General features: G+C 32.3%; 19 protein-coding genes and 1 pseudogene. 8 read left to right on the forward strand and 12 right to left on the reverse strand.

Annotated features, from left to right (window positions below; genetic code table 11):
• Nucleotides 1–11 precede the first annotated feature (11 nt).
• The 3 genes from C1H87_RS01210 to C1H87_RS01220 form a co-directional block, all read right to left on the reverse strand.
• On the reverse strand, nucleotides 12–926 hold the full coding sequence (locus C1H87_RS01210; protein WP_102754070.1) for an EamA family transporter: 915 nt from the start codon (nucleotides 924–926) through the stop codon (nucleotides 12–14).
• 61 nt (nucleotides 927–987) lie between these two features.
• Nucleotides 988–1,440 (reverse strand): cold-shock protein, encoded by a 453-nt coding sequence (locus C1H87_RS01215; protein WP_102754071.1) that lies wholly within the window; start codon nucleotides 1,438–1,440, stop codon nucleotides 988–990.
• A gap of 130 nt (nucleotides 1,441–1,570) precedes the next feature.
• Nucleotides 1,571–3,124, reverse strand: a complete 1,554-nt coding sequence (locus tag C1H87_RS01220; protein WP_102754072.1) for a DEAD/DEAH box helicase — start codon at nucleotides 3,122–3,124, stop codon at nucleotides 1,571–1,573.
• Nucleotides 3,125–3,320: 196 nt separating this feature from the next.
• Here C1H87_RS01220 and C1H87_RS01225 point away from each other — a divergent pair, with 196 nt between their 5' ends.
• The 3 genes from C1H87_RS01225 (at nucleotide 3,321) to mgrA (ending at nucleotide 8,402) form a co-directional block, all read left to right on the forward strand.
• Nucleotides 3,321–4,628, forward strand: a complete 1,308-nt coding sequence (locus C1H87_RS01225) for a sulfatase-like hydrolase/transferase (RefSeq protein ID WP_233783289.1) — start codon at nucleotides 3,321–3,323, stop codon at nucleotides 4,626–4,628.
• Between the two features lie 261 nt (nucleotides 4,629–4,889).
• Complete coding sequence (locus C1H87_RS01230; protein ID WP_102754073.1) at nucleotides 4,890–7,196, forward strand: S9 family peptidase; 2,307 nt, start codon at nucleotides 4,890–4,892, stop codon at nucleotides 7,194–7,196.
• 192 nt (nucleotides 7,197–7,388) lie between these two features.
• A complete protein-coding gene (gene mgrA, locus C1H87_RS01235; RefSeq protein WP_102754074.1) occupies nucleotides 7,389–8,402 on the forward strand; it encodes an L-glyceraldehyde 3-phosphate reductase in 1,014 nt (337 codons plus the stop codon).
• Between the two features lie 13 nt (nucleotides 8,403–8,415).
• Here the strand turns inward: mgrA and C1H87_RS01240 are convergent, their stop codons facing one another.
• Nucleotides 8,416–9,144: a T9SS type A sorting domain-containing protein gene (locus tag C1H87_RS01240; RefSeq protein ID WP_102754075.1), complete on the reverse strand. Its 729-nt coding sequence runs from the start codon at nucleotides 9,142–9,144 to the stop codon at nucleotides 8,416–8,418.
• Nucleotides 9,145–9,191: 47 nt separating this feature from the next.
• Nucleotides 9,192–9,866, reverse strand: a complete 675-nt coding sequence (locus C1H87_RS01245; protein ID WP_158655087.1) for a hypothetical protein — start codon at nucleotides 9,864–9,866, stop codon at nucleotides 9,192–9,194.
• 782 nt (nucleotides 9,867–10,648) lie between these two features.
• Here C1H87_RS01245 and C1H87_RS23635 point away from each other — a divergent pair.
• The 5 genes from C1H87_RS23635 (at nucleotide 10,649) to C1H87_RS01270 (ending at nucleotide 18,434) form a co-directional block, all read left to right on the forward strand.
• Nucleotides 10,649–10,783, forward strand: a complete 135-nt coding sequence (locus tag C1H87_RS23635; protein WP_262497886.1) for a hypothetical protein — start codon at nucleotides 10,649–10,651, stop codon at nucleotides 10,781–10,783.
• Between the two features lie 446 nt (nucleotides 10,784–11,229).
• Entirely contained in the window at nucleotides 11,230–11,811 is a 582-nt protein-coding gene (locus tag C1H87_RS01255; RefSeq protein WP_102754078.1) for an RNA polymerase sigma factor, read from the forward strand.
• Between the two features lie 294 nt (nucleotides 11,812–12,105).
• A complete protein-coding gene (locus C1H87_RS01260) occupies nucleotides 12,106–13,146 on the forward strand; it encodes a FecR family protein (RefSeq protein ID WP_102754079.1) in 1,041 nt (346 codons plus the stop codon).
• Nucleotides 13,147–13,291: 145 nt separating this feature from the next.
• Nucleotides 13,292–16,822, forward strand: a complete 3,531-nt coding sequence (locus C1H87_RS01265; protein ID WP_102754080.1) for a TonB-dependent receptor — start codon at nucleotides 13,292–13,294, stop codon at nucleotides 16,820–16,822.
• A 19-nt stretch (nucleotides 16,823–16,841) separates the two neighbouring features.
• Nucleotides 16,842–18,434, forward strand: a complete 1,593-nt coding sequence (locus C1H87_RS01270; RefSeq protein ID WP_158655088.1) for a RagB/SusD family nutrient uptake outer membrane protein — start codon at nucleotides 16,842–16,844, stop codon at nucleotides 18,432–18,434.
• Nucleotides 18,435–18,588: 154 nt separating this feature from the next.
• Here C1H87_RS01270 and C1H87_RS01275 read toward each other — a convergent pair whose 3' ends face one another.
• The 7 genes and pseudogenes from C1H87_RS01275 to C1H87_RS01305 form a co-directional block, all read right to left on the reverse strand.
• Nucleotides 18,589–19,560, reverse strand: coding sequence for a hypothetical protein (locus C1H87_RS01275; RefSeq protein WP_102754082.1), 972 nt, complete (start codon nucleotides 19,558–19,560; stop codon nucleotides 18,589–18,591).
• The gene (locus C1H87_RS01280) at nucleotides 19,557–20,438 is read right to left on the reverse strand and encodes a hypothetical protein (RefSeq protein ID WP_158655089.1); all 882 of its coding nucleotides are present in this window, start codon (nucleotides 20,436–20,438) and stop codon (nucleotides 19,557–19,559) included. Before C1H87_RS01280 ends, C1H87_RS01275 begins: the two co-directional genes overlap by 4 nt.
• Nucleotides 20,439–21,048: 610 nt before the next feature.
• Nucleotides 21,049–21,606 (reverse strand): annotated as a pseudogene (locus C1H87_RS01285) (REP-associated tyrosine transposase).
• 129 nt (nucleotides 21,607–21,735) lie between these two features.
• On the reverse strand, nucleotides 21,736–22,245 hold the full coding sequence (locus C1H87_RS01290) for a hypothetical protein (RefSeq protein ID WP_158655090.1): 510 nt from the start codon (nucleotides 22,243–22,245) through the stop codon (nucleotides 21,736–21,738).
• Nucleotides 22,166–22,597, reverse strand: coding sequence for a hypothetical protein (locus C1H87_RS01295; protein WP_102754085.1), 432 nt, complete (start codon nucleotides 22,595–22,597; stop codon nucleotides 22,166–22,168). Before C1H87_RS01295 ends, C1H87_RS01290 begins: the two co-directional genes overlap by 80 nt.
• A gap of 13 nt (nucleotides 22,598–22,610) precedes the next feature.
• Nucleotides 22,611–22,823 carry a hypothetical protein gene (locus tag C1H87_RS01300; protein WP_102754086.1) on the reverse strand — a complete coding sequence of 71 codons (213 nt, stop codon included), beginning with the start codon at nucleotides 22,821–22,823 and terminating at the stop codon, nucleotides 22,611–22,613.
• A 69-nt stretch (nucleotides 22,824–22,892) separates the two neighbouring features.
• Nucleotides 22,893–23,627: a hypothetical protein gene (locus C1H87_RS01305; protein WP_158655091.1), complete on the reverse strand. Its 735-nt coding sequence runs from the start codon at nucleotides 23,625–23,627 to the stop codon at nucleotides 22,893–22,895.

Below are 23,627 nucleotides of genomic sequence, written 5' to 3' on the forward strand. Positions count from 1 at the left end.
TTATCGCTTGTTTAACTTCCAATAGTTCTTGTTTTTATTTTTTTGCGTGAAGTAATAAAAAAGACGCCAGTTAAAAGGATACAAGCAGCAATAATAGTTTGTGTAGTAACAGTTTCATCAAGTATATACCAACCCAGTATAATGGCTACAACTGGATTAACATAAGCCGAAGTAGATGTCTTCTCTGTAGAAACAACTTTAAGTAAATAATTAAAAGCCGTGAACGCTATAACACCCCCAAATAGAATTAAAAACAGTAAAGACCATTGTACATCTTGTGACCAATTAATAGGCATAACCCATTTTTCGTCTATAAACAAGCTTATTATTATTAACAAGGCTCCCGAAATTGTCATTTGATATGCCGTACTCACAAAATAATTTGGTGGTAAATCTGCCTTAGCAACAAAAACGCTGGCATAACTCCAGCTTAAAACACAGGTAAGAATCATGAACATACCCAACAATGTTTCATCATTTGTAATTAGCTCTTTTTGGCTTACTAAAAGATACATACCAATCATACCCAATGCAACACCAATTAAGGATCTAGGTTGCATCTTTTTACCATCTATAAGTCTCATTAGTAATAACACAAAAAGTGGTTGTGTAGAAGCTTCTAGAGCAGCAAAACCACTGTCTACATATCGCATAGCCCAAATAAAAACACCATTACCGTAAACTAAAAATAAAAAGCCAGCAATGGCACAATTAATAAATTGCTTTTTGTTAATAGATAGTCTAAGTTTTATAGACTTAGCAATTATAAACATGATAAATCCGGCAGAGGTAAAACGTATGGCAGCCACGAAAAATGGTGGTAATTCGGTTACAGCAATTTTATTGCATAAATATGTAGAACCCCAAATAACATAAATGGCAAAAAACGCTAAAATAATAAGAATCGTTTTTCGCGATATACTCATCTATGCTTAAGTTTTAACGAATACGAAGTATAAATATACTTTCTTGAAAATTTAGAGGCTATTAAATCTTTTTAACCTGAACGGCATTCATACCTTTTGCCCCACGCTCTAACTCGTAAGTTACCTTGTCGTTTTCTGCAATAGGTTCAAGTAAACCACTTACGTGTACGAAGTATTTCTCTTGATTTGAACTGTCAATGATAAAACCGAAACCTTTAGAATTGTCGAAAAATGAAACCTTTCCTTCTTTGGCTACAGGTTCCTCTTCTACTCTATCTTCTTTTTTAGGAATTCCTAACTCGATACTTTCGGCTTGAACTTTTTCACGCAGCGCTGGATCTGGTGGTGTATCTGTTAAATTGCCATTAAAGTCTACGTAAGCAAACTGAATACCTTTTGGGTTTTCTTTAGCTTCTGCTTTACGAGCTTCTTTTCTTTTTTGCTTTTCTTCTCTTTTCTTTAAGCGTTTTTTTTCTTTTTCAATTTTGTTAAAAGTTACTTGAGACTTTGCCATAGTTTATATTACTGTACTTGTTTGTTTAGTTGAGAATAGTAAAGCACAAAGATAAGCCTTATTTTAAGGTTGTTATAATTATATAGCAGTAAAATAACAAAAGAGTTTATAAACTTCTAAATAATAGGGATTAATCTTCTGGTGGATGACCGTGTATGGCTTCAAAAACATCATCAAAATTTGTTCGCAAATAAGAATTTAGCTTTTTTCTATAATCACCTTTTAGCCACTCTACAAAATTATAGGTACTCTTACTTATACACTTGGTATACCGTTGTATTCTAAAATCGATATCATCACCAAGCATTTTTGCTAATCCTAGAGCATCATAAACATCTTCGCTATTTTCAATACAAATCTTGGCATGGTGTTCTATAGAACGCTCCAAAACAACTTTAGAAGATTCTCCATTTCTTATAGATTCTACATACGTTCTTTGTACATCGAAATAAACATCTTTGGAGTTTGCGAATTCCTTGCGCAATTCATCTGGCATTTCATACCTAAAATTGCTCTCTAATTCCTCATCACTTAAAATAGAATCTAAATAATAATTAGGCGATTTAAAAATACGCTGCCAGTCTAAATTATCGCCCCAAGGTCCGAAACGATGGAAGTTATTTCCTAAATCGATAACACTAAAGGTACTTTTATCCTTTAAAATACGTGAACCACGACCTATCATTTGATAGTACAACGTTAATGATTTAGTAGCTCTATTTAAAATGATACTTTCAACCGTTGGCTCATCAAACCCAGTAGTTAAAATACTTACCGAAGTTAAAATAGCATCGGGTGTATTTTTAAACCATTTTAAAATAAGTGCACGTTCCTTTTTAGTATTCGTATTATCTAAATGTGCAATAGGATATCCTGCTCTTCTAAACGTATCGTAAACATGTAACGACGTGTTAATTCCGTTATTAAAAATCAATGTTTTTTTTCCTTTCGAACGTTCCTCGTATGCTTGTAACAGCTTACTAAGCATATCGTTATCTGTATATAAATCTTCAGAAGATTTTACAGTATAATCACCATTAGCACCTACTACTAACGATGTTAAGCCCACATTATAAGAAAACATTTCGGCACGTGCCAAAAAGCCGTTTTCAATTAAAGATTCAATACTTTCACCAACAATGAGTTCATCATAATTATCCGTCATTGGTAATTCTATACTAGAACTTAAAGGTGTGGCCGTTACGCCAAGTATAAAGGATTGGCTAAAAAACTTAAAAAGTTTTGTAAATGAATTATAATGCGCCTCATCGATAATAACCAAACCAATATCAGAAATGTCCAATTTATCATCATTCAACCTGTTATTCAAGGTTTCAACCATAGCAACAAAACAGCTATAATCTGCCTGGTCGCTTAAATCGGCCTTACTATCCACTACCTTGTTATTCACACCAAATTCCGTAAGCATATGAGACGTTTGCTTACACAATTCTATACGGTGAGTCATTACCAATACCTTTTTCTGATGGTGTTTAAGGTATTGTCTAACAATTTCAGAAAAAATAACGGTTTTACCACCTCCAGTTGGAAGTTGATACAACAAATGATAATCTTGTGGAGACTCTTCAAAACTTTTAAAAATTTTATCTATAGCTCCTTTTTGATAACTATATAAGTCTTTACCAGTTTTCCTTTCTTCTAGCTCTGTTACTGAAATCGACATTCCTAAATTAATTTTGTGACGTGCAAAAATAACATCTTTAATGGGTTTATGACGAATGTTTAACGTGAAAATTATAAATGATTTTTATTTTTATTGAAAATGAATGTATTAAAAGGCATTAAACCTTTTTGTTTATTTTTAGTCTTAGCCTATAAAACATAGTGCTTTTCACCTTATAGTTAAAAACTTACAATCTATGATTCGTTATATATTTTTTTGCATTTTTATATTGTTATTTTTCGCTTGCGATAATACAACAGAAGTGATCGATTTTAATGAAAAAGATACAGATAACACCAAAAACACTGCTCCAAATATTTTGTTGGTTATAGCAGACGATATGGGTTTAGATGCTACTCCGGGATACAATATTGGAAGTATTAAACCAAATATGCCAACCCTGGAAAGTTTAACAAATTCTGGTATTAAGTTTACAAACCTATGGGCCAACCCAACATGTTCCCCTACGCGGGCTACCATTTTAACTGGGAAGTATGGCTTTAGAACAGGTGTACTTACGGCTAGCGATATACTATCTACATCCGAAATGGCCTTGCAAACATATATCGATACCAATTCCAGCACCACATACAATCATGCAGTAATTGGAAAGTGGCACTTATCAAATAACGCCACACACCCTAATACGATGGGGATAAACCATTTTGCAGGGCTTTTAAATGGCAGTGTGCAATCGTATTGGAACTGGAACTTAACAATAAACGGAACCACGACAAGTTCAACAGAATACACAACATCCAAGTTTACCGATTTGGCGATAAATTGGATTAACGAACAAACAAGCCCTTGGTTTTTATGGTTGGCCTATAATGCACCCCATACACCATTTCATTTACCTCCAGACCATTTACACTCGCAAGGTGCTTTACCATCAGATGAAGCAAGTATAAATAGTAATCCACTCCCCTATTATATGGCTGCTCTTGAAGCTCTGGATAGCGAAATGGGCAGATTGATTAATACAATGTCTCAAGAAGAAAGAGATAATACAATTATCATTTTTATAGGAGATAATGGTACTCCAAATCAAGTGGTTCAAGTACACCAGTCTATAAGAGCTAAAGGTAGTGTATATCAAGGGGGTGTTAATGTCCCCATGATTATTTCCGGAAAAGATGTTACTCGCGTGAATGTTACCGAAGATGCGCTAATAAATACTACAGACCTTTTTGCTACAATAGCCAATATAGCTGGTACATCTACTACCGAAATACATGATAGTAAAAGCTTTAAAACGTTACTTAGCAGCACAGATAATATTAATAAGAGAGATTACGTATATACCGAGAGTGAAGATTTCACCATTAGAAATGCAACGCATAAATACATTTATTTCAATGATGGCACCGAAGCTTTATTTAATTTAAGCGACAATCCTCTAGAAAAACCAAACCTCTTAAATGCCAATCAACTGCCATTAAGTGCTACCGATAATACTATGAAAGATGCTTTAACCACTAAACTAGCAGAGATTAGAAATTAGCTATTTCGTAAGAAAATTTATTTTTTTTCAATAAATCTGTAACAAACTCTAATCTTTTTCTTCTAACTAAATATCTGTACCTTGTAGTGCGGTAATTCGTTATTTGAAATAATGTGAATTCAATTTAGAATAAGCACCACTAATATCATTATTTATCTACCTTGAATACAGCCAGAAGGCTCTACCCTACATGCCATGGTAAAAAGCAAACTTTAAATTAATTCACATCAGAATAATCATTTTTTAATCTATATCAATCAAATGAAAACTACTATTTTAAAACTAAGCGGTGCATTGGTGCTTTACTTGTGTACAGCTATTCAAACAAATGCCCAAGACATTGTTGGTTCTTGGAAAGGAAAATTATCTGTTCAAGGCACAGAAGTCCCGCTACTATTTGATATTAAAACTGACGAAAACGGCTATACATCAACCATGGATAGTCCTTCTCAAGGTGCTACAGGCATCCCCATGGACAAAACACTTTATGAAAATGGTACGCTTACAATAAAGTATAATCAAGCAGGTATAAAATATGTTGCAACTTTAAAAGAAAATGCCTTATCAGGTACATTTTACCAAGGTGGTGGTGAGTTCCCGCTTACGCTATCGAAAACGGTAAAAACACTTCCCGGTAACACGGCTTTACCAACTTCTGACGAAGACTTGGAAAAATTAGCCAATTGGAATCCTACAAATTATAAATATTCTGTTGAAGATTATTTTGCAAGACCAAAAGCCAGATCTTTTAGTTTTTCGCCTAATGGCACCTATTTATCATATCGCGAAAAAGACGAAAATGCCAAAAATCATGTATATGTAAAAAATCTAGAAACAAATAAAGTTACGAAAGTTATTGAAGAAAAAGACGAGCTTATTCGTGGTTTTGGTTGGGCTAATGAAGAACGACTTGTATATGTTATGGATAAAGGTGGTAACGAAGATTATCATTTATTTGCCGTTAACGTAGATGGCAGCAATTCCAAAGAGTTAACACCTTTCGAAGGTGTAAAAGTTAATATCCTGGAGATTCTTAAGGAGGATAAAGATCATATGATTATTTCTATGAATCAAAACAACCCTCAAATATTCGAGCCTTACAAAATCAATATTGAAACCGGTGCTTTAGAACAATTATATAAAAATGAAGATGCTGCGAATCCAATTAATAGTTATGTATTTGATAAAGACGGTAAATTACGTGGGTTTGCTAAGCTACGTGATGGTGTACACATTGACCTGTATTACAATGTAGATGGTGAAAACTATGAGTTAAAGAAACAATTAAACTGGAAAGACAACTTTAATATAGCTTCGTTCAATTATGCATCCGATAACCCTCATGATGCTTACGTAACATCTAATCTAGACAGTGATAAAACCCAGATTTATTTATACGACCTTAAGGAAGACAAAATCGTTAAAAAACTGTTTTCTAATGAGAATTACGATGTTTCTGGATTAGGGTTATCTAGAAATAGAGGTTACGAATTAGACTATTTTCATTATGAAGGTGAAAAAAGACATATTGTTCCAGTAAGTGACTATTATAAAAAGTTACATGATAAAATAGTTACTAAGTTTTCAGGCTATAATTATACCATAGCAGATGCAACAGACGATGAGAGTAAATATTTAATTTTTTTACAAAGCGATAAGTTATACGGTACCTATTATTCCTATGATGCCAAAACAGAGGTATTTAAATTGCTTTATAATCTCATGCCAAACCTCATTGAAAAAGATATGGCAGAAATGCGCCCTATAACTTTTACAAGTAGAGATGGTAAAACAATTCATGGTTATATTACACTCCCTAAAGAAGCTCTTAATGGAAAAAAGGTTCCGGTTGTTGTAAACCCACATGGAGGTCCGCAAGGTATACGAGACTCTTGGGGCTTTAACCCAGAAGCGCAACTATTTGCAAGTCGCGGTTACGCCACATTACAGGTAAACTTTAGAATTTCGGGAGGTTACGGAAAGGAATTTTTAGAATCTGGCTTTAAGCAAATTGGTAGAAAAGCCATGGACGATGTTGAAGATGGTTTGCAATATGTGGTAGATCAAGGCTGGGTAGATAAAGACAATGCAGCCATTTATGGGGGCAGTCACGGTGGATATGCTGTACTTCGTGGCTTAACAAAAACACCAGATTTATACGCATGCGGGGTGGATTATGTTGGTGTTTCTAATCTATTCTCTTTTATGAAAACCATTCCACCATACTGGAAACCATATTTAAAAATTATCAAGGAAATTTGGTATGACGAAGATGTTGCAGAAGAAAAAGTCATTATGGAAGAAGTGTCTCCAGTATTTCAGATAGACAAAATTAAAAAGCCTCTATTCGTAGTTCAAGGCGCTAACGACCCAAGGGTTAATATAGATGAGTCCGACCAAATTGTAAGTGCCTTACGGGCTAAAGGTTTCGATGTACCTTATATGGTTAAATACGATGAAGGTCACGGATTTGGTAAAGAAGAAAACAGAATTGCCCTTTATAAGTCTATGATGGGCTTTTATGCCAAACACTTAAAAAAGGAAATTACGCAACCATTGAAAGATTAAATAATATAGTGTCATTGCGAAGGAGACACGACTGTGGCAATCTGTTTAATCAAAACTAAAATTGAATAGATTACCACGTCGCTTCTCTCCTCGTAATGACATCGTATTTTACCTTTACTATTTCCTTTTTATTCACAACCAAATCTAAAAACTAATTTATACATTTACGTTTTATAATTAGTTACCTAGAATATGCAAATCAACGATAAATCCGGAACGACAAGTTACCAAGCATCAAACCAGAGATACGATACCATGACGTATAATAGATCAGGAAAAAGCGGTGTGCTTTTACCTGCTATCTCATTGGGACTGTGGCATAATTTTGGGTTTGTCGATAATATCCAAAATGGAAGGGATATTATTAGATGCGCATTCGATCTGGGTATCACACATTTAGATTTAGCGAATAATTACGGCCCTCCATATGGATCTGCCGAAGAAAACTTTGGTACCATCCTTAAAAAGGATTTTAAATCGTATAGGGATGAATTATTTATAGCCACAAAAGCGGGTTACGATATGTGGCCGGGACCATATGGTAACTTAGGCTCAAGAAAGTATTTAATATCTAGTCTAGACCAAAGTTTAAAGCGTATGGGCTTAGATTATGTGGATATTTTTTATCACCATAGACCAGACCCCGAAACACCATTGGATGAAACCATGGGAGCGCTGGCAGACATTGTACGACAAGGTAAGGCATTATATGTTGGTATTTCGAATTACCAACCTGAAGACACTCAAAAAGCTGCCGAGATTCTTAAAAACTTAAATGTTCCTTTTATTTTACACCAAGCGAGATATTCTATGTTTGATCGTTGGGTTGAAAATGGACTTTTAACCACTTTAGAGCAAAACGGTGTGGGCTGTATTGCATTTTCACCATTGGCTCAAGGGATGTTGACTGATAAGTATTTAAAAGGCATTCCAGAAGGTTCCAGGGCAGCAAAAAACCTTACTTATTTAGATGAAAATACCGTAACTAGTAATATTGAAAAAATTCAGCACTTAAATGCCATTGCCCAAGAACGTGGACAAAAACTGTCGCAAATGGCTATTGCCTGGATTTTACGCCAACCACAGGTGGCATCGGTTTTAATTGGAGCAAGCTCGCCTAATCAATTAAAAGAAAACGTAAAGGCTATTGATAATCTAAACTTTACTGAAGAGGAATTAGAGTTGATTGATAAGATTGTTATTTAATTTCCTTTTGGAATTATTTTACAAACCTCTTAGTTACTACATTTCCAATGTTACTCTTAATTTGAAGAAAATAAACACCTTTAGATAGGTTTTCAATATTGATCGGTTTAGATTTTACTTTTTGTTCTTTTGCAATTACTTTTCCACTAAGATCAAAAATTGTAAATTTCAAATTTTCTAAGTTGATTGTAGACGAAATATTTAATTCTTCTTTTGCGGGAATTGGGTAAATTGAGAAATCTAAATTTGAAAATTCATTAGTCGATAACACAGCATTATTGAAAATAGCCTTATTACCATTAGCATCTGTAATAATTAAAGTTTGTGAAGTCGTTGAAGTTTCTTCAATTATTTCATAACTATAAATATTACCATAGTTAAAAAAGTTATACCATTTTATTTCAAAATCCGTTACCAACTGAGGTGAAACTATATTTGCATCAAATGTGCAGCCACCTAAAGTAATACCTTTGCTTATTATTGAAAAACTAGGGTTTTCTGAATCAAAATCTAGACTACATTCCATAGTGTCGCATACCCATGTATTAAAACCTTTCTTGTCATTGGCCAAAGTAGAAAAAGTGCCATCAATTACTCTATTAGCACTGTTAATAGGAAAAGGATGTTCTTCACTATTAATAATCAAATTATGTAAATACCATGTACCGTCTTTGATTATGGGACTTTGTGAAAAACTGCTATATGATACAATAAAAATAAAAAGAGGAATGATATACTTCATGGAATATGATAAACTACAAATATAGAACCCCTAAGGTATCAAAAACATTACTCTTTAACAACAATAATAGTAGCTTTAACATCAATAGAAAGTGCCCATAAATCTGAAGCTAAAATATTATTTTGGTCATCTATTATTCTAAAATGTGCTGTATTAGGTAAGGTGTATCCCTCATGTAAAGCTAAAAAGTCTATTTTATTAAACCCTTCTTTTAAAGTCAATTTAAAACCACCAAATCCGCCTGATAATGAAACACGATATTCAACAATTTCGTCATTTACTGAAACTCGAATTAAATCGCCATCAACTTGACCATAATCCCTGTATTGAACATAAACATATTTAGATTTTGTTTTAATATCTCCAAAATACAAATCTACCTTACTTCCTTTTGTACCTAGCCCCTGCTCTTCTTTAATAGCATTAACCTTTCTCTTTATTTGTTCTTCATAGAGTTCTCCCGGATTGCCAAACTCTTCTTGCGGAAACATGGAAAACTTCTTTTTTGGCATATTAAGATTCTTATATGTACGAGGTGTATTTATATTATTTATACCTGTATTGTTATTAATGGGTTTGGATGGCAGTAAGGATTTAGAATCTAACGAGTCCTTATTACTTTTTATAGCAGGAATAGCTATAGATTTCTTTTTCGAATCAACCTGGGCATACGTTGATAACGAGAAAAGGAAAAGAATAAAAAATGAAATATAAAGTCTCATTTGTTTTACTTATTCATTGAGTTTATGGGCATAATACGATCCAAAGATATTTTTTTATCTAAAAACATACTCACTCCGATGCAATTTTTTGTATTCATTTAACACAATAATCATTCCTAAAAGGCTTAAAAGGTCTAAAAAATGAGTTATTACTTACCAATACCCTACCAAAATAGTTAAAATATGTTAATTTATTACTTTGTTATACATAGTACTGTAACAATTTACATTTATTGTCGTCTATCTAGTATAATCAAATTAAATAACTATTATGAGAACTTTAAACAACAATCAAATAAGTGGAACTTTAACTGGTACTAAAAGTAACCAATGGAATAAAAAAAGACGTTTTAGATAATTGAAAATCAAAAATGACTTCAGGGATTTAGACTATGCTCAATCCCCACTAATCAATCAAAAATCAAACAGAAATTATGAGAACATTAAACGACAATCAAATAAGTGGAACTTTAATTGGTACTAAAAGTAGCCAATGGAATAAAAAAAGACGTTTTAGATAATTGAAAATCAAAAATGACTTCAGGGATTTCGACTATGCTCAATCCCCACTAATCAATCAAAAATCAAACAGAAATCATGAGAACATTAAACACTAATCAATTAACCAATACCCTACCCCATACAAAAAGCTACAACTGGAATAGTAAAAGACGTTACAGATAAGTAACGTCTTTAAGACAAAAAAATTCATCAATCAATCTATGCCGAACTCGCCCGTACAGAACTTGTTTCAGCATTTCACTATCAAAAATCAATCAAAAATGAAATCAACAGTCAAAATATCTAAATACATAAATACTATCACTCAAGAAAATTTACTGACCAATAGAATCGTACCAAATCTTAGCTATTCGTATGAAGATGACTGGAGACGGTTAAAACACTATGCTTACTAAATTAACTTTATAACCTTTTAATTTACAAGTTAATAAGGCTCTTCGCTTTAGCTTATCTTAAGTACTTCTATTAAGCTCAGCATCAACTAAAGTCGAAAGGCTTTAAATGACAAAATGAATTACTCTTATTTTATTCACTAATTATAGCCTAGATTAGCTAGTTTTCTTTTTATTATGTCTTTTAGAGACTCTTAAAAAACGAACAGTAGCAGCATACTATAGCCTAACGAGATCAATTCGTATAACTTTTAGAAATACAAGTAGTTATAATTTTGTAAGGCTTACTGCTACACTCACATTTAAAGTATTTGAAAAACTAAGTTGTTCGAACAATTCATTAACCATTTTGAATAATTTACCCACTTTACTTCCTTGGTTTATTGACTAATTTTGATTGCCCCCACGACTAAAAGTCATTCAAAATTAACTTAAAGTAAAGCCCTTTTATGAAAAAAGACTTGTTTATTCTAAATAGTGATAGAGCTTTAGTGGAAAGTCTTAAAGAAGGAAAAATAAAAGCATTTGAAAAGTTATTTAATAAATATAGTAAGAACCTATATGGTTTTGCTTTAGGATATTTAAAGTCTCCTGTAGAAGCAGAAGGTGTTGTGCAGGATGTCTTTTCAAAAGTTTGGGAAAAAAGAGCTGATTTAAAACCAGAACATAGTTTCAAATCTTACATTTTTACCATAGCATTAAACTTGATAAAAAAAATATTTATTAAAAGAAATAAAATTCGAACCTATTTAAATTCAAAAGAAAAGGTCATTGATTTTGATCAATCCACTTTAAGTCAAATTGATTATAATTTTATGATGAAACGAGTTATGGAATTGGTTTCTAAAATGCCGGATCGCAGGCGAGAAACATTTATAAAAAGCCGTTTTGATGGACTGTCTGTAAAAGAAATAGCTAAAGAAATGAATGTTAGCCCTAAAACTGTAGAAAACCAAATTACTTCTGCCCTAAGGTTTATCAAGCTCAATTGGGATTTTAACGAACCTCAAGAAAAAGCACAAATAGTATAGAGCTTATTAGTATCAAAAACTATTTACTTTAGTACATTTCACTTTAAACTTCTAAAAACATTTGGCTCGAATTATATGAATTCGTACTAATTAAGTTTTACAATCTCTAGTCTTTTATATTTCGGTATTTCTCTTTACAAACTTTCAGCCTTAAAATGAGTGTCAGTCCTATTACCGTAAGGTCAATGCGTCTTAATTAACATAATAAACTTATTTAGGTTAGTAGGGGAACTCTTTAGTTTAAGGATATTACCACCAAGCATTTTGTTTGCCCTCATAAATAACATTTTTTTGATGAAACAAAACATTGATAGGAAAAGAATAAAAAACTATTTCTCTGGCAATTATGACCAAAAAGATAGTTTATATATAGAAAAATTGTTTTCAAATACAGAAGTAGAAGAAGAATTGAAAGCATTTCTTGAGCAAAATTGGAATGAATCTCATAACCAATATGATATACCAGACCACGACTTAGATCATATATTACTTAGACTTTATGAGGAAATAAATCAAAAAGAGCAAAGTAACTCACAAAAAAATATCTTCATTAAAGTATGGAAAGCTTATGCTCGCATAGCCGCTATATTAATACTACCTATAGCATTTATGTGCATGATTTATTTTAATGTAGTACAAGAAGAATATACAAATGAAGATTCTTATGTAGAAGTTAGCGCGCCTTTAGGTTCTAGGGTTCAATTCACACTTCCAGATAGTAGTATGGGTTGGTTAAATAGTGGTTCTAAAATTAAATACCCGGCAAAGTTTGGTAAAACCAGAGATGTTGAATTAACTGGTGAGGCTTGGTTTGATGTTAAAAAAAATGCGAGCAAACCTTTTAATGTATATGCCTCTAATGTTAACATCTCTGTTTTAGGAACGCAATTCAATGTTTCAGCCTATCAAAATGAAAAAGTAGATGTTGTTTTAGAAACTGGAAAAGTGAAGTTAAAACAGCTAAATACTAGTGAAGAGTTGGAAATGGATCCACAAGATAGAGTTGTAATAAATACCGAAGATAATAGCGTAGATAAAACAAAACTAGAAGAAGCCTATAAGTATTCTAGTTGGAAAGAAGGTAAACTTATTTTTAGAAACGACCCCATTAATGAAGTCGCAAAAAGATTAAGTAGGTGGTACAATGTATCGGTTGATATCGAGAATAAAAATGATAAAGATTTACGGTTAAGAGCAACATTTGTAGATGAAGATATTGAAGAAGTGCTACGTTTATTAAAGATGAGCTTCCCTATTGATTATAAAATAGAATCGAGAGAGAAAGACGAAAATAATCAATTCAGTAAACGTAAAATAGTAATTAAAGTTGAATGAAAAATATACAAAAACAACTAACTAAATATAAATATATGCCTATGTGAATTTGAGATAAAAAAGAACAGGAATGTAGTTGCAATACATCCCTGTTAAAAATTATTAGCAGAATTAACAAATTAAAAAACTACTAAATAACAAAAATATGAAAAAAAAAGCAGAGCGGTGTGATCTACAATCGCGCCGTATTAGAAATATCTTGAGAATTATGAAAATATCGGTATTCCTGTTTTTAGTTACAGTTACAAGTGTTTTTGCAAATGGTTCTTATTCCCAGAATAAAAAAATGACCTTAAACATGACGAATGTAAAACTGGGATCTGTACTAGATGCTATTGAAGAAAAGAGTGAATTTTATTTTCTTATCAATAAAGACCTTATCGACGAAAACAGCATTGTTAGCATTAATGTAACAAAGACTAAAATAAGCAATATTTTAGATCTATTATTAAATAAGAACAAAATTGAATACGTCATTCAGGATAAGCAGATTGTTTTCATAAAACGTGAGCTTCAAAAAATGAAAGGTGTTACTAATCAAGGGGTAACAACTAGTGACCTTTCTGTGAATTTAGAAACATCTCTTGTAAACATAAAAACTGTTCAAAATAAAATTAGAGGTAAGGTCACAGATGCCAATGGTGTGGCACTTCCAGGTGTTAATGTTATAGTAAAGGGAACCAGTATAGGAGCACAAACTGACTTTGATGGAGATTACTCTTTAAATGTGCCTAGTGATTCTACTATATTGGTTTTTTCTTATTTAGGTTTTAAGACGCAAGAAGTAGAAATTGCCAATAAAACATTAGTAAATATCTCTTTAATTGAAGACATAGCAAAATTAGAAGAAATTGTTGTTGTGGGTTATGGAGGTGTTAAAAGGAGTGATTTAACAGGTTCCGTTTCATCTGTAACTCAAAAAGACATTCAGGAGATCCCAACGAATACGATTAGTAATTTGCTACAAGGTAGAGCCGCAGGAGTACAAGTAACCACTGGTGATGGAGCACCCGGAGGAGGAATCAATATTAGAATTAGGGGAAATAGTACCATCACTGGATCTACAGAACCTTTGTATATAATAGATGGATTTCCTGTTAATAGTGATAACGATGACCTTTATGTAGGTGGTGGTTTTAATGAAGGAGGAGATGATAATAAAGTACGTGCAAATGCATTATCTTTTATAAACCCTGCCGATATAGAATCCATTGAAATATTAAAAGACGCCGCAGCCACAGCTATTTATGGTAGCAGGGGGTCTAATGGTGTTGTACTTATTACTACTAAAGGAGGCGCTATTGGTAAAACAAAAGTAAGCGTTAATTATTCTACAGGTGCCCAAACTGTTATTAAAAAAATTACCACATTAGATGGACCAGCTTGGGTAGCAGGATTAACAGAGGCAGAAATTAACAACAATATAGCTCCTGCAGATGTAAGGTATAACGGTTCTGACGAGTTTCATCCATTAGCACAAAATGCCGAAACCCATAATTGGCAAGACATTTTATATAGAACAGCATTAATACAAGATGTTTCAGTGACTTTTTCTGGAGGAACAGATAAAACCAAATATTTTTTATCTGGAAAATATTATGATGCTGAAGGTATCATGGTAGGGTCTAACTATGAGGACATGCAAGCGAGATTCAACCTAGATCAAGAAGTAGGTTTTCTTAACCTAAAGAGTAACTTTTTGGTGAGTCACAATATTAATAATAGAGTTCCCGCAGGAGCAGGATTCAATTATAATGTAGTTAGAGAAGCTTTAAGTTTTTCTCCAGCCATTAACCCAGATTGGTTTAATGATGCTGCTGGGCTTTGGTACACAGATCCAAAAACATCTGGGCCAAATGTTTATACCAACCCCCTTAGGATAATTGAAGGAATACACGATGAGATTGCAACCAATCGTCTTTTGGGAAATGTTCAAATGGACTTAAAACTTCATAAAACATTGAAGTTAACAGGAAGTTATGGTATAGATTATTCAAATGCTACAAGAGATACTTATATTGATAGAACATTAACATTCTCAGGAACCCCTAATAACAATGGTACTGCTAGAATTAATAATGTTATATCTACTAGAACTAATGCCAATACCTACCTAACTTACAATCAATCTTTTGGTGAGCATAATTTAAATGGAATTGTTGGTGTAGAAAGAGTTAAACAGGTTAATGAGTTTTTAAATGTTTCTATATCCGATTTTTTAGCAGATGACTTAAGAACAGATAATATTGGAGGTGGAAATTCTGAGCTTCTTGGAGCAAGTAATGGTAAGCGCCAATGGCAAACAGAAGGGTATTTTGGGCGTTTAAATTACGATTATCAAGGTAAATATTATATAAGTCTTAACGCAAGATATGATGGATCCTCGGTATTTGGAAAAAATAATAAGTGGGCATTTTTCCCATCACTTGCATTAGCATGGAAACCTACAAAAGAAAATTTTCTACAAAATCAGAATGTTATTTCAGATTTTAAAATAAGAGGAAGTATTGGTCAGACTGGTAATGGAAATATAGATGCATATAGTTCATTAGGAGTATGGTCAATTGGTCCCAATAGATATAGTTATGGCAACGGAGAGTTAGTAAATGGGGCAAGTTTGTCTCGTATTCAAAATGACAACTTAAAATGGGAAACAACAACTCAATATAATATTGGTTTTGATGCCAGATTTCTTAATGGTAAACTAGGGCTTACTTTTGATTATTATTTAAAGGACACAGATGATTTAATATTGGATGTAGTTATACCTAAAAGTTCAGGTTTTAAGTCATCAAGGCAAAATCTTGGAGCACTAAGAAATTCAGGAGTTGAACTTGCTGCAGATTATGCTGTATTTAGGAGCAAAAATTTTAGTTGGGATGTAAACGCCAATGCAACATTTATGAGTAGTGAGGCTACAGATGTAGGAGAAGGTACTACTATAGATCCAAATACTAATGAGCCATATATTGAAGTTTCAGAATGGCAAAGAAGAGGTGGATTAAGACTTTATGAAGGAAAACCTGCAGGACAAATTTATGGTTTCGTTACCGAAGGTGTTTTTGATAATCAAGAACAAGCAGATAATTGGCCGGTAGATATGGATTCTAATAGAAATAATAATAAAGCAGGATATTGGATATATAAAGACATTAATGGAGATGGTATTATTACAGATGACGATCAACAATCTCTAGGTACTGGCCAGCCAAAAATGATTTTTGGTTTTACCCATCGTCTTAAATATAAAGCTTTAGATTTATCACTATTTTTTCAAGGAACCACAGGAGGAAAAGTTGTCATGTTTTATCCAGGTGATTCAGATGATCCATTTTATTCAGATTTTTGGACACCAGAAAATCAAGATGCGCAAGTAGCAAGAAGAGGTGATAATGGCTTTAGACACAATAGATTTCATAGTAGAGATGTGCAAAACGGAAACTACCTGCGTTTAAAAAATGTACGATTGGGGTATACAGTTCCAACTAAATCCATTAGTTTTTTAAGCGGTCTTAACCTATACATGAATATATCTAATTTATTTACAATTACAGGATATAAAGGATATGATCCCGATGTAAGTTCTGGTGGTACAGTACCATTTAGTCAAGGTTTTGACACAGGAGTATATCCAAAAGCTAAGACATTTACTTTTGGTTTAAATGCTAATTTTTAACAAAAAAATCTTAAGAGAAATGAAAAAATATATTTATAACCTTTTTTTAATGCTTATAGTTGTTCTCCCAATAGTTGGTTGCGATAGCTACTTAGAAGAAGAACTTCACGATACGTATGGAGAAGGAAATTTTCCAACAGAGGCAACAGTTGAAACGATATTAAATACAGCACACAGTGATATAGGTAAAGCCGTATTAAATGCCAATTGGATGCATTGGGCTGTTGGGTTTCCTACACCATCTTTACATTACAGGTACCGCCAGGTACATCAAAGAAACAACCTGTCATCATGGACATGGAATACAACCCGAACAGACCCTGCTTATTTTGATATATTAGAATTTATGTGGGATGCAGTCAGGTCTTCAAACGAAATAATTGACAAAGTTCCCGATATTGAAATGAAAGACACCAAAAGGCAAGCAGAAATTATTGCTGAAGCTAAATTTATAAGAGCTATGTGTTACTTTTATGCGGTTAGACTTTGGGGTGGCATGCCCATTATAGACAAACCACAAGGACTTAGCGACGATTTGTACCCCAAAAGAGCCACTACCACAGAGACCTATGCGTTCTTAACTAAAGATTTAAAGGAAGCTATTGTTGATTTACCTACTAGAAGTGAATATATTTCTAGAGGCATTCCTTTGGGGCATATAACTAAAGGAGCTGCCAAAGGCACTTTGGCTAAAGCTTACATAACGATGGCTGGGAAACCATTAGAAGATAATTCTAATTTAACAGAAGCAAGGACGTTATTGGAAGAAGTAATCAACTCAGGTGAGTATAGCTTGGTTGGTGTAGGAGCATCAAACCCTTATGAGTTACTTTTTGATTGGCAAAACGACAATAACGAAGAGTTTTTATATGCCATCCAGAAAGAAGGCCCATCCCAAAATTATAGAGGAATATTTGGATATTTCACACCTAAACATGCTACTTCTGGAATATGGACTAGCGGAGAGGGTGACAAATTTTCCAAAGGAGCTGGTCTTGATGGCGTACCTCCAGAATTTGTAGATTGGTATGCTTCTCATGATTCTGGACCAAGATTCCAATGGAGTATTGTTACTGAATATGTTTTACAAGAAGATATAAACGGATTTAACGCTGGTGAAATACTTAGATACGATGCAGGGCCTGATGCACAAGGACATGTAGGAAAATGGAGAGCTCGAGGAGCTGAACTTACAGGGAATTTCAATAACCCGAATAACTTTCCAGTATTACGATATGCAGACATTTTATTATTACATTCTGAAGTTACTAATGAGTTAGATACTCCAGACTATTCAGGAATTAATGCCGTTAGAGAAAGAGCTGGCTTACCACTTTTAGGAGGATTGTCTAAAGAGGATTTTAGAGATGCCGTGTTTTTAGAGCGAGATTTAGAGCTTACTTTTGAACATAATATGTTATTTGATATGCGTAGAAGAGGTTTAGAGTATACAAAGTCAAAACTAGTAGGCTTTTATAACCCTAATCAAAACAATTATCCAAATTCTTTCGACATTCAAGATATTGAACCACATAGGCTATTATTCCCTTATCCACAAAGAGATTTGGAATCTAACCCTAATTTAGAGCAAAATCCTGGATATCCGAGATAATATTTAGATTGATTAGTCCTAAAGTAACCGTTACAGCTTTTATTTAGGATTAAATTATTAAACCCCTCAACAAACCATATTTTGTTGAGGGATTTTATTTTGGTATTACTCTGTTTATGTATTATGCCTTTGCTATTAGTCAATTAATACAAACTTACTTTTTAGATTTAAGTAACTTTTTGACCAACAACTTCAATTTAAAAATTTCCTTTTCTTGTTTATCTATTCGAGTATTCTGCGTTTTCAATTTTTGAATTTCTTTTTCCTGTTGGATGGTGTAAAGTGTTAACTCTTCTATTTTTTGAAGTAATTTCGAATCCATTTCTCCAAGGAAAATTCCATTTTCACCCACTTCTTCTGCACTTGGAATATCTTTTAAATGTCCCTTTTCTTTAATATGGTTTTCCACTTCTTGAAGGGTTGGTAATTTGTAATCGTTATAGAAAACAAAATCCGACCAACTAGTTTCTACTTTGATTTCTTTAGCTCTAATCTTTCCATTTACTGCTAATTTCCAAGAACCAGGGTTTATTGTTCCTATTCCTACTCCTGTATTTTCACCAGGTAGAATAACTATTCTTCCACTTGAGTTAGCAGATGCATCAATTTTGAGTTGATTTGTCAAACTACTCGTATAAATATCAAAAGTTCTTTTAGCATCTTCCCAATTCGAATGGATACTTCCATAAAATTGACTGCTATTATCATAACCATATACTCGTATTTGTCTTCTCTCACCATTTTTAGAGACTTCCTCTCCTAAATAAAAATCTCCACCTTCTATATCCAGTTTTGCTTTTGGAGAAACTGTACCTATTCCTACGTTTCCATTTAATAAGTTTAACAAATTTGTATTTACTGAGCCAGATTTATAAATATTAAGCGCCCCTGAAAAACCTGTTTCTTTTATAGAAAAACTCCCTGATGAATTAGTAACAAATCTCCATGAATCTGAGCCATTTCTAACTCTTATTGCCCCATCTATATCTAGCTTTTCTGAAGGATAAGTAATTCCTATACCAACATTATCAGTAGTCGTTAAATTAGTTCCATTATCATTCCATTGTGCAAATGATGATAAGTTAAAAATAAATGTGATCGTAATTAATAGTGCTATTTTTTTCATTTTTTAGATTTTAATAATTCTTCAACCAATATCTTCAATTCAGAGATCTCTCTTTCTTGCTTTTTCAACTTTTGAATTTCTTTTTCCTGTTGAATGGTATAAAGTGTTAATTCTTCTATTTTTTGAAGCAATTTCGAATCCATTTCTCCTAGAAAAATGCCATTTTCTTCCACTTCTTCTGCGCTTGGAATATCTTTTAAATGTCCTTTTTCTTTAATATGATTTTCTACTTCTTGAAGAGTTGGTAATTTATAATCGTCATAGAAAACAAAATCCGACCAACCTGTTTCTACTTTTATTTCTTTAGCTCTAATTTTCCCATTAACAGCTAGTTTCCATGAGCCTGAATTAGTTGTTCCTATTCCAATATTACCATCCAGAACATTTAAATTTCCAGTATAAAGGTGACTATAGTTGGGCAATTTATCATATATTTTAAGATAACCTCCATTGTCGGATAAATCTAAGTCACTAGTAGCTCCTAAATTTAATGTTGCATATTTTGAGTTAATTACCTGAAAAGTGCCAGCGTTCGTCCCTACAGTAGATTTGATCCATAATTCTGAAGTACCTCCTTTGTTTATTACAGCAAATTGTGGCTGATTATGTGATCCATACCCCATGGTTTGATGCCTTTGAATTATATATGTTTTGGCATTAATAAATTGAATTTCGCCTTTTGCTATTGAAGGATTATGTGCCGTTGTATGGTCATATACATAATCTATATAAGCATGCCTCCCTCCTATAGTTGCTATTAAATACCATTTGCCATCACTCGGTAAGGTAAAGCTTTGAGAAAACACACTAAAACTTGAAAATGATACAATTAAAAAGAGGAAAATTTCTCTAGCATTTATTTTGATTTTTTTATTCATGATAAGGTTTTTAAAATAGTTTGATTTTTTTAACACATAAAATAACCACAATGTGCTGACATTAAAATTAGGATATGTTCTTGAAAACCTTGTTAAGGTTTCCCTTATAATTGGTAAGGCAAACCACTTTTTTTAATAAGGGATAATTAAAACTTTTATAGATTTTAAACTATTTTTCCTTATTCTAAATAAGGAAAAACCTTAGTTTGATAAATCGGTTAGAACTCATAAACATAAAAATGCAAAAAAGCTTCTGCATGATTGCAAAAGCTTTTTAATTTATTATTTATCAATTTTATTTGCTTACTACGGATAGTTTAGCGGGAGCGGGTAATTTTTTAAAATAGCTTTTGTTTATTTACTTAATTCGCTAGAAAGAATATCATTTCTTTAAATTATTTTATTAAATATTACCTGATTATCAACTAGTTTTGACGGTTATGTTAATCCAAATTAAAATCTAAGTCATAAATATTCTGTATTACTTTATTAGTATCGAGAAAAAACAATGCTACTCTCCTCGCTAGCGCTCGTTTGTAACGAGTGCCGTACTTGTATAACCCTACCCCCGCTAGCGCTCGTTTGTAACGAGCGCCGCACTTGTATAACCCTACCCCAAAAACCCTGCAGAATCAATCTCTAAAACAGTATTGTCTTCCTGAAAGTTTCTCGCACTAGAATATTTCCAGTCAATTGGATCGGTTACAAAACCTGCTTCTACCGGATTGTTGTGAATATAATCTATTTTCTGTTTGATTACTTTCTCAGTCCACAACTCAATTGGTTTATTGTGATGTTGCCAAAATTGATGTTTAGAAATGTTGCTCTGTTTTTTACCAGCTCTTTCAAACATCCATAACAGCCACTCTTTTCTACTCTCTTGAGGATTATTCTCTATTGCTTTAATTACTTTTTTAGCTGTATGTTTTTTAAAGGATTGTATCAATTCCATTGGTTTTTCATCGCTCTATCTAAATATAAAGTGAATATGACTTGGCATAAAACAATAGGCATATAGTTCCATTCCCTTTTCTGCTCTACAATAATCAATACTTTCTGTTAATATGTCATAATATATTTGCCTAGTAAATACATCCAACCAATATACGGTAGCAAAAGACACAAAATATAGCCCTGATTTATTATAAAACTTATATTTTCTACTCATGTTTTACAAAATACAAAAAGCTGATCTATTACTTTAGAACAGCTTTTTGTTTTATAATTTATACTCTTAACGGCACTCGTTACAAACGAGCGCTAGCTAGGGACATACTGTACCCGAGCGGGGGCTGTTTTAAAGCTTCTTCAAAACTTTATTATTCCCAGTATATATAACGTATTTGTTTTTAATAAATTCAATATTTAAATAACTAGCACTTAAACATGGCATATCACTTTCGAGTAATTTGTTATCGTTAGGAACGCAATCATAAATAATAGAAACTTCATTTACATTTGAATCATCATTTTCAATAACATAAAATATATTTTTATTTAGTATCTTCTCCTTTAGATATTTAATAGCGGAAACATAATTTTCACTATTATTGTCAATAGATTTAGTTTCATGCATACAAGCTAAAAAAACTACTCCATCGGCTAAATTTTCTATCATAAATCTATTTGTATCAATTATTTCGGTAATTGTACCTCTTTTAAATTTCTGAGCTTGTGTACTAAAAGTAAATAAGAAAATTACAATTGATAATGATATTTTAATAAAACTAGTCATTATCCCATTTACTTGATTCATACCATAGTTTTTTCCATTCTTTTGGGAAATATTTACTGTTTCTTGTCTCATTTGATAATCTTGTATAAAAATATTTAGTTTTCGCACCTTGTTTTGTGATTAAATAAACAAAGTTTTCATTTTCCATCTTGATAATACTATCACCAGTATTAGCTTTTAAAACAATTTCTTGATTTGGACTGATTTCAATAAAACCATACTCGTTTTTAATTCTTAAATGTGTCGGAGGTGTATTTCTAACTGAAAATTTCTCAACTATAACTCCTTCAAACTTCTCTTTAATTTCGTTTATTTTTAGTTTTACATTATTCCTTTTTTTAATCTCCTTTAAAATTAAAAAACTTCCAAACAAAAATATAAGTACCAGTAAATACCGGTACTTATACAATTTATTATTTTTCACTTTGTACAAATAATTAATTTAATTGCTTTAAAATTTTTGATTTTCCCCAAAATATTTTGGCTCCTACCTCTCCTCCTCCATAACCTGAACCAACAGTATTTGTTTCCCAGCTTGTTGTACTTTTTTGACCAGGATATAATTCTCCTCTAGCATTATCTTCATTAGACCACTGGTATTCTCCAGAAACACCAAGACCTGCTGAGTACCCACTATAGTTTCCTTCCATTCCTGTAGCGCACTCGTTACAAACGAGCGCTAGCTAGGGAACTAGCTTGGGAACTAACATACATTATGCTCAGAGAGTTTTGTTTTTCTTATAATATTCAATCCCATCCCATATCAATAGATTCTCATTTACAACTTTGATGTACTCATGATTCAACCTCTTAAAATTGATAAATTCATAATCTAAACCAGGAAAATCAATATCAAACTGATTTGAATTTGGATTAACAAGCCTATATGATTGGGTTACTAATTCATTCATCCCTAAATTTTTAAGAGGAATATCATTTTTAGGGCGAATAAAAAATTGAACTTCATCAATTCTTTCAATATTATTCACTACTAATGGGTTTTTATCGGAAGAAATATAGAGCGGTTTACTTCCCAAAATTTGTATAGAATAATTAATTTCTCTAGATTTTTCCTTAAATTTTATGTAATGATTTTCAATTGGATTTAAAAATTTGAACACTAAAGAATCTTGATTTTTATTAATTGATTCCTTAACATTAAAATTCAAATCATTAACGTCAAAATCTCTAGAACTGTTAAGTGTAACAAACCTCGTTTTTGTATCAAAAGAATAATATCCATATGAAATAGTGTCGCAACATTTATAGTTAGCAATATCTGATTCACTACTAATATTTTGCAAAAAATAATTATTATTAATTAGAGTCAGCTTTAAATTATCTTTGGAATTTATAAAATCCCCGCTTAAACTATTAAAGTTGTTCTTAGCTGACTTACATGAAAAATGAAATGAATTAATTATTAAAACTAAAAACACTATTGCTTTTTTCAT

This window comes from Flavivirga eckloniae (assembly GCF_002886045.1).
Taxonomy (GTDB): Bacteria; Bacteroidota; Bacteroidia; order Flavobacteriales; family Flavobacteriaceae; genus Flavivirga; species Flavivirga eckloniae.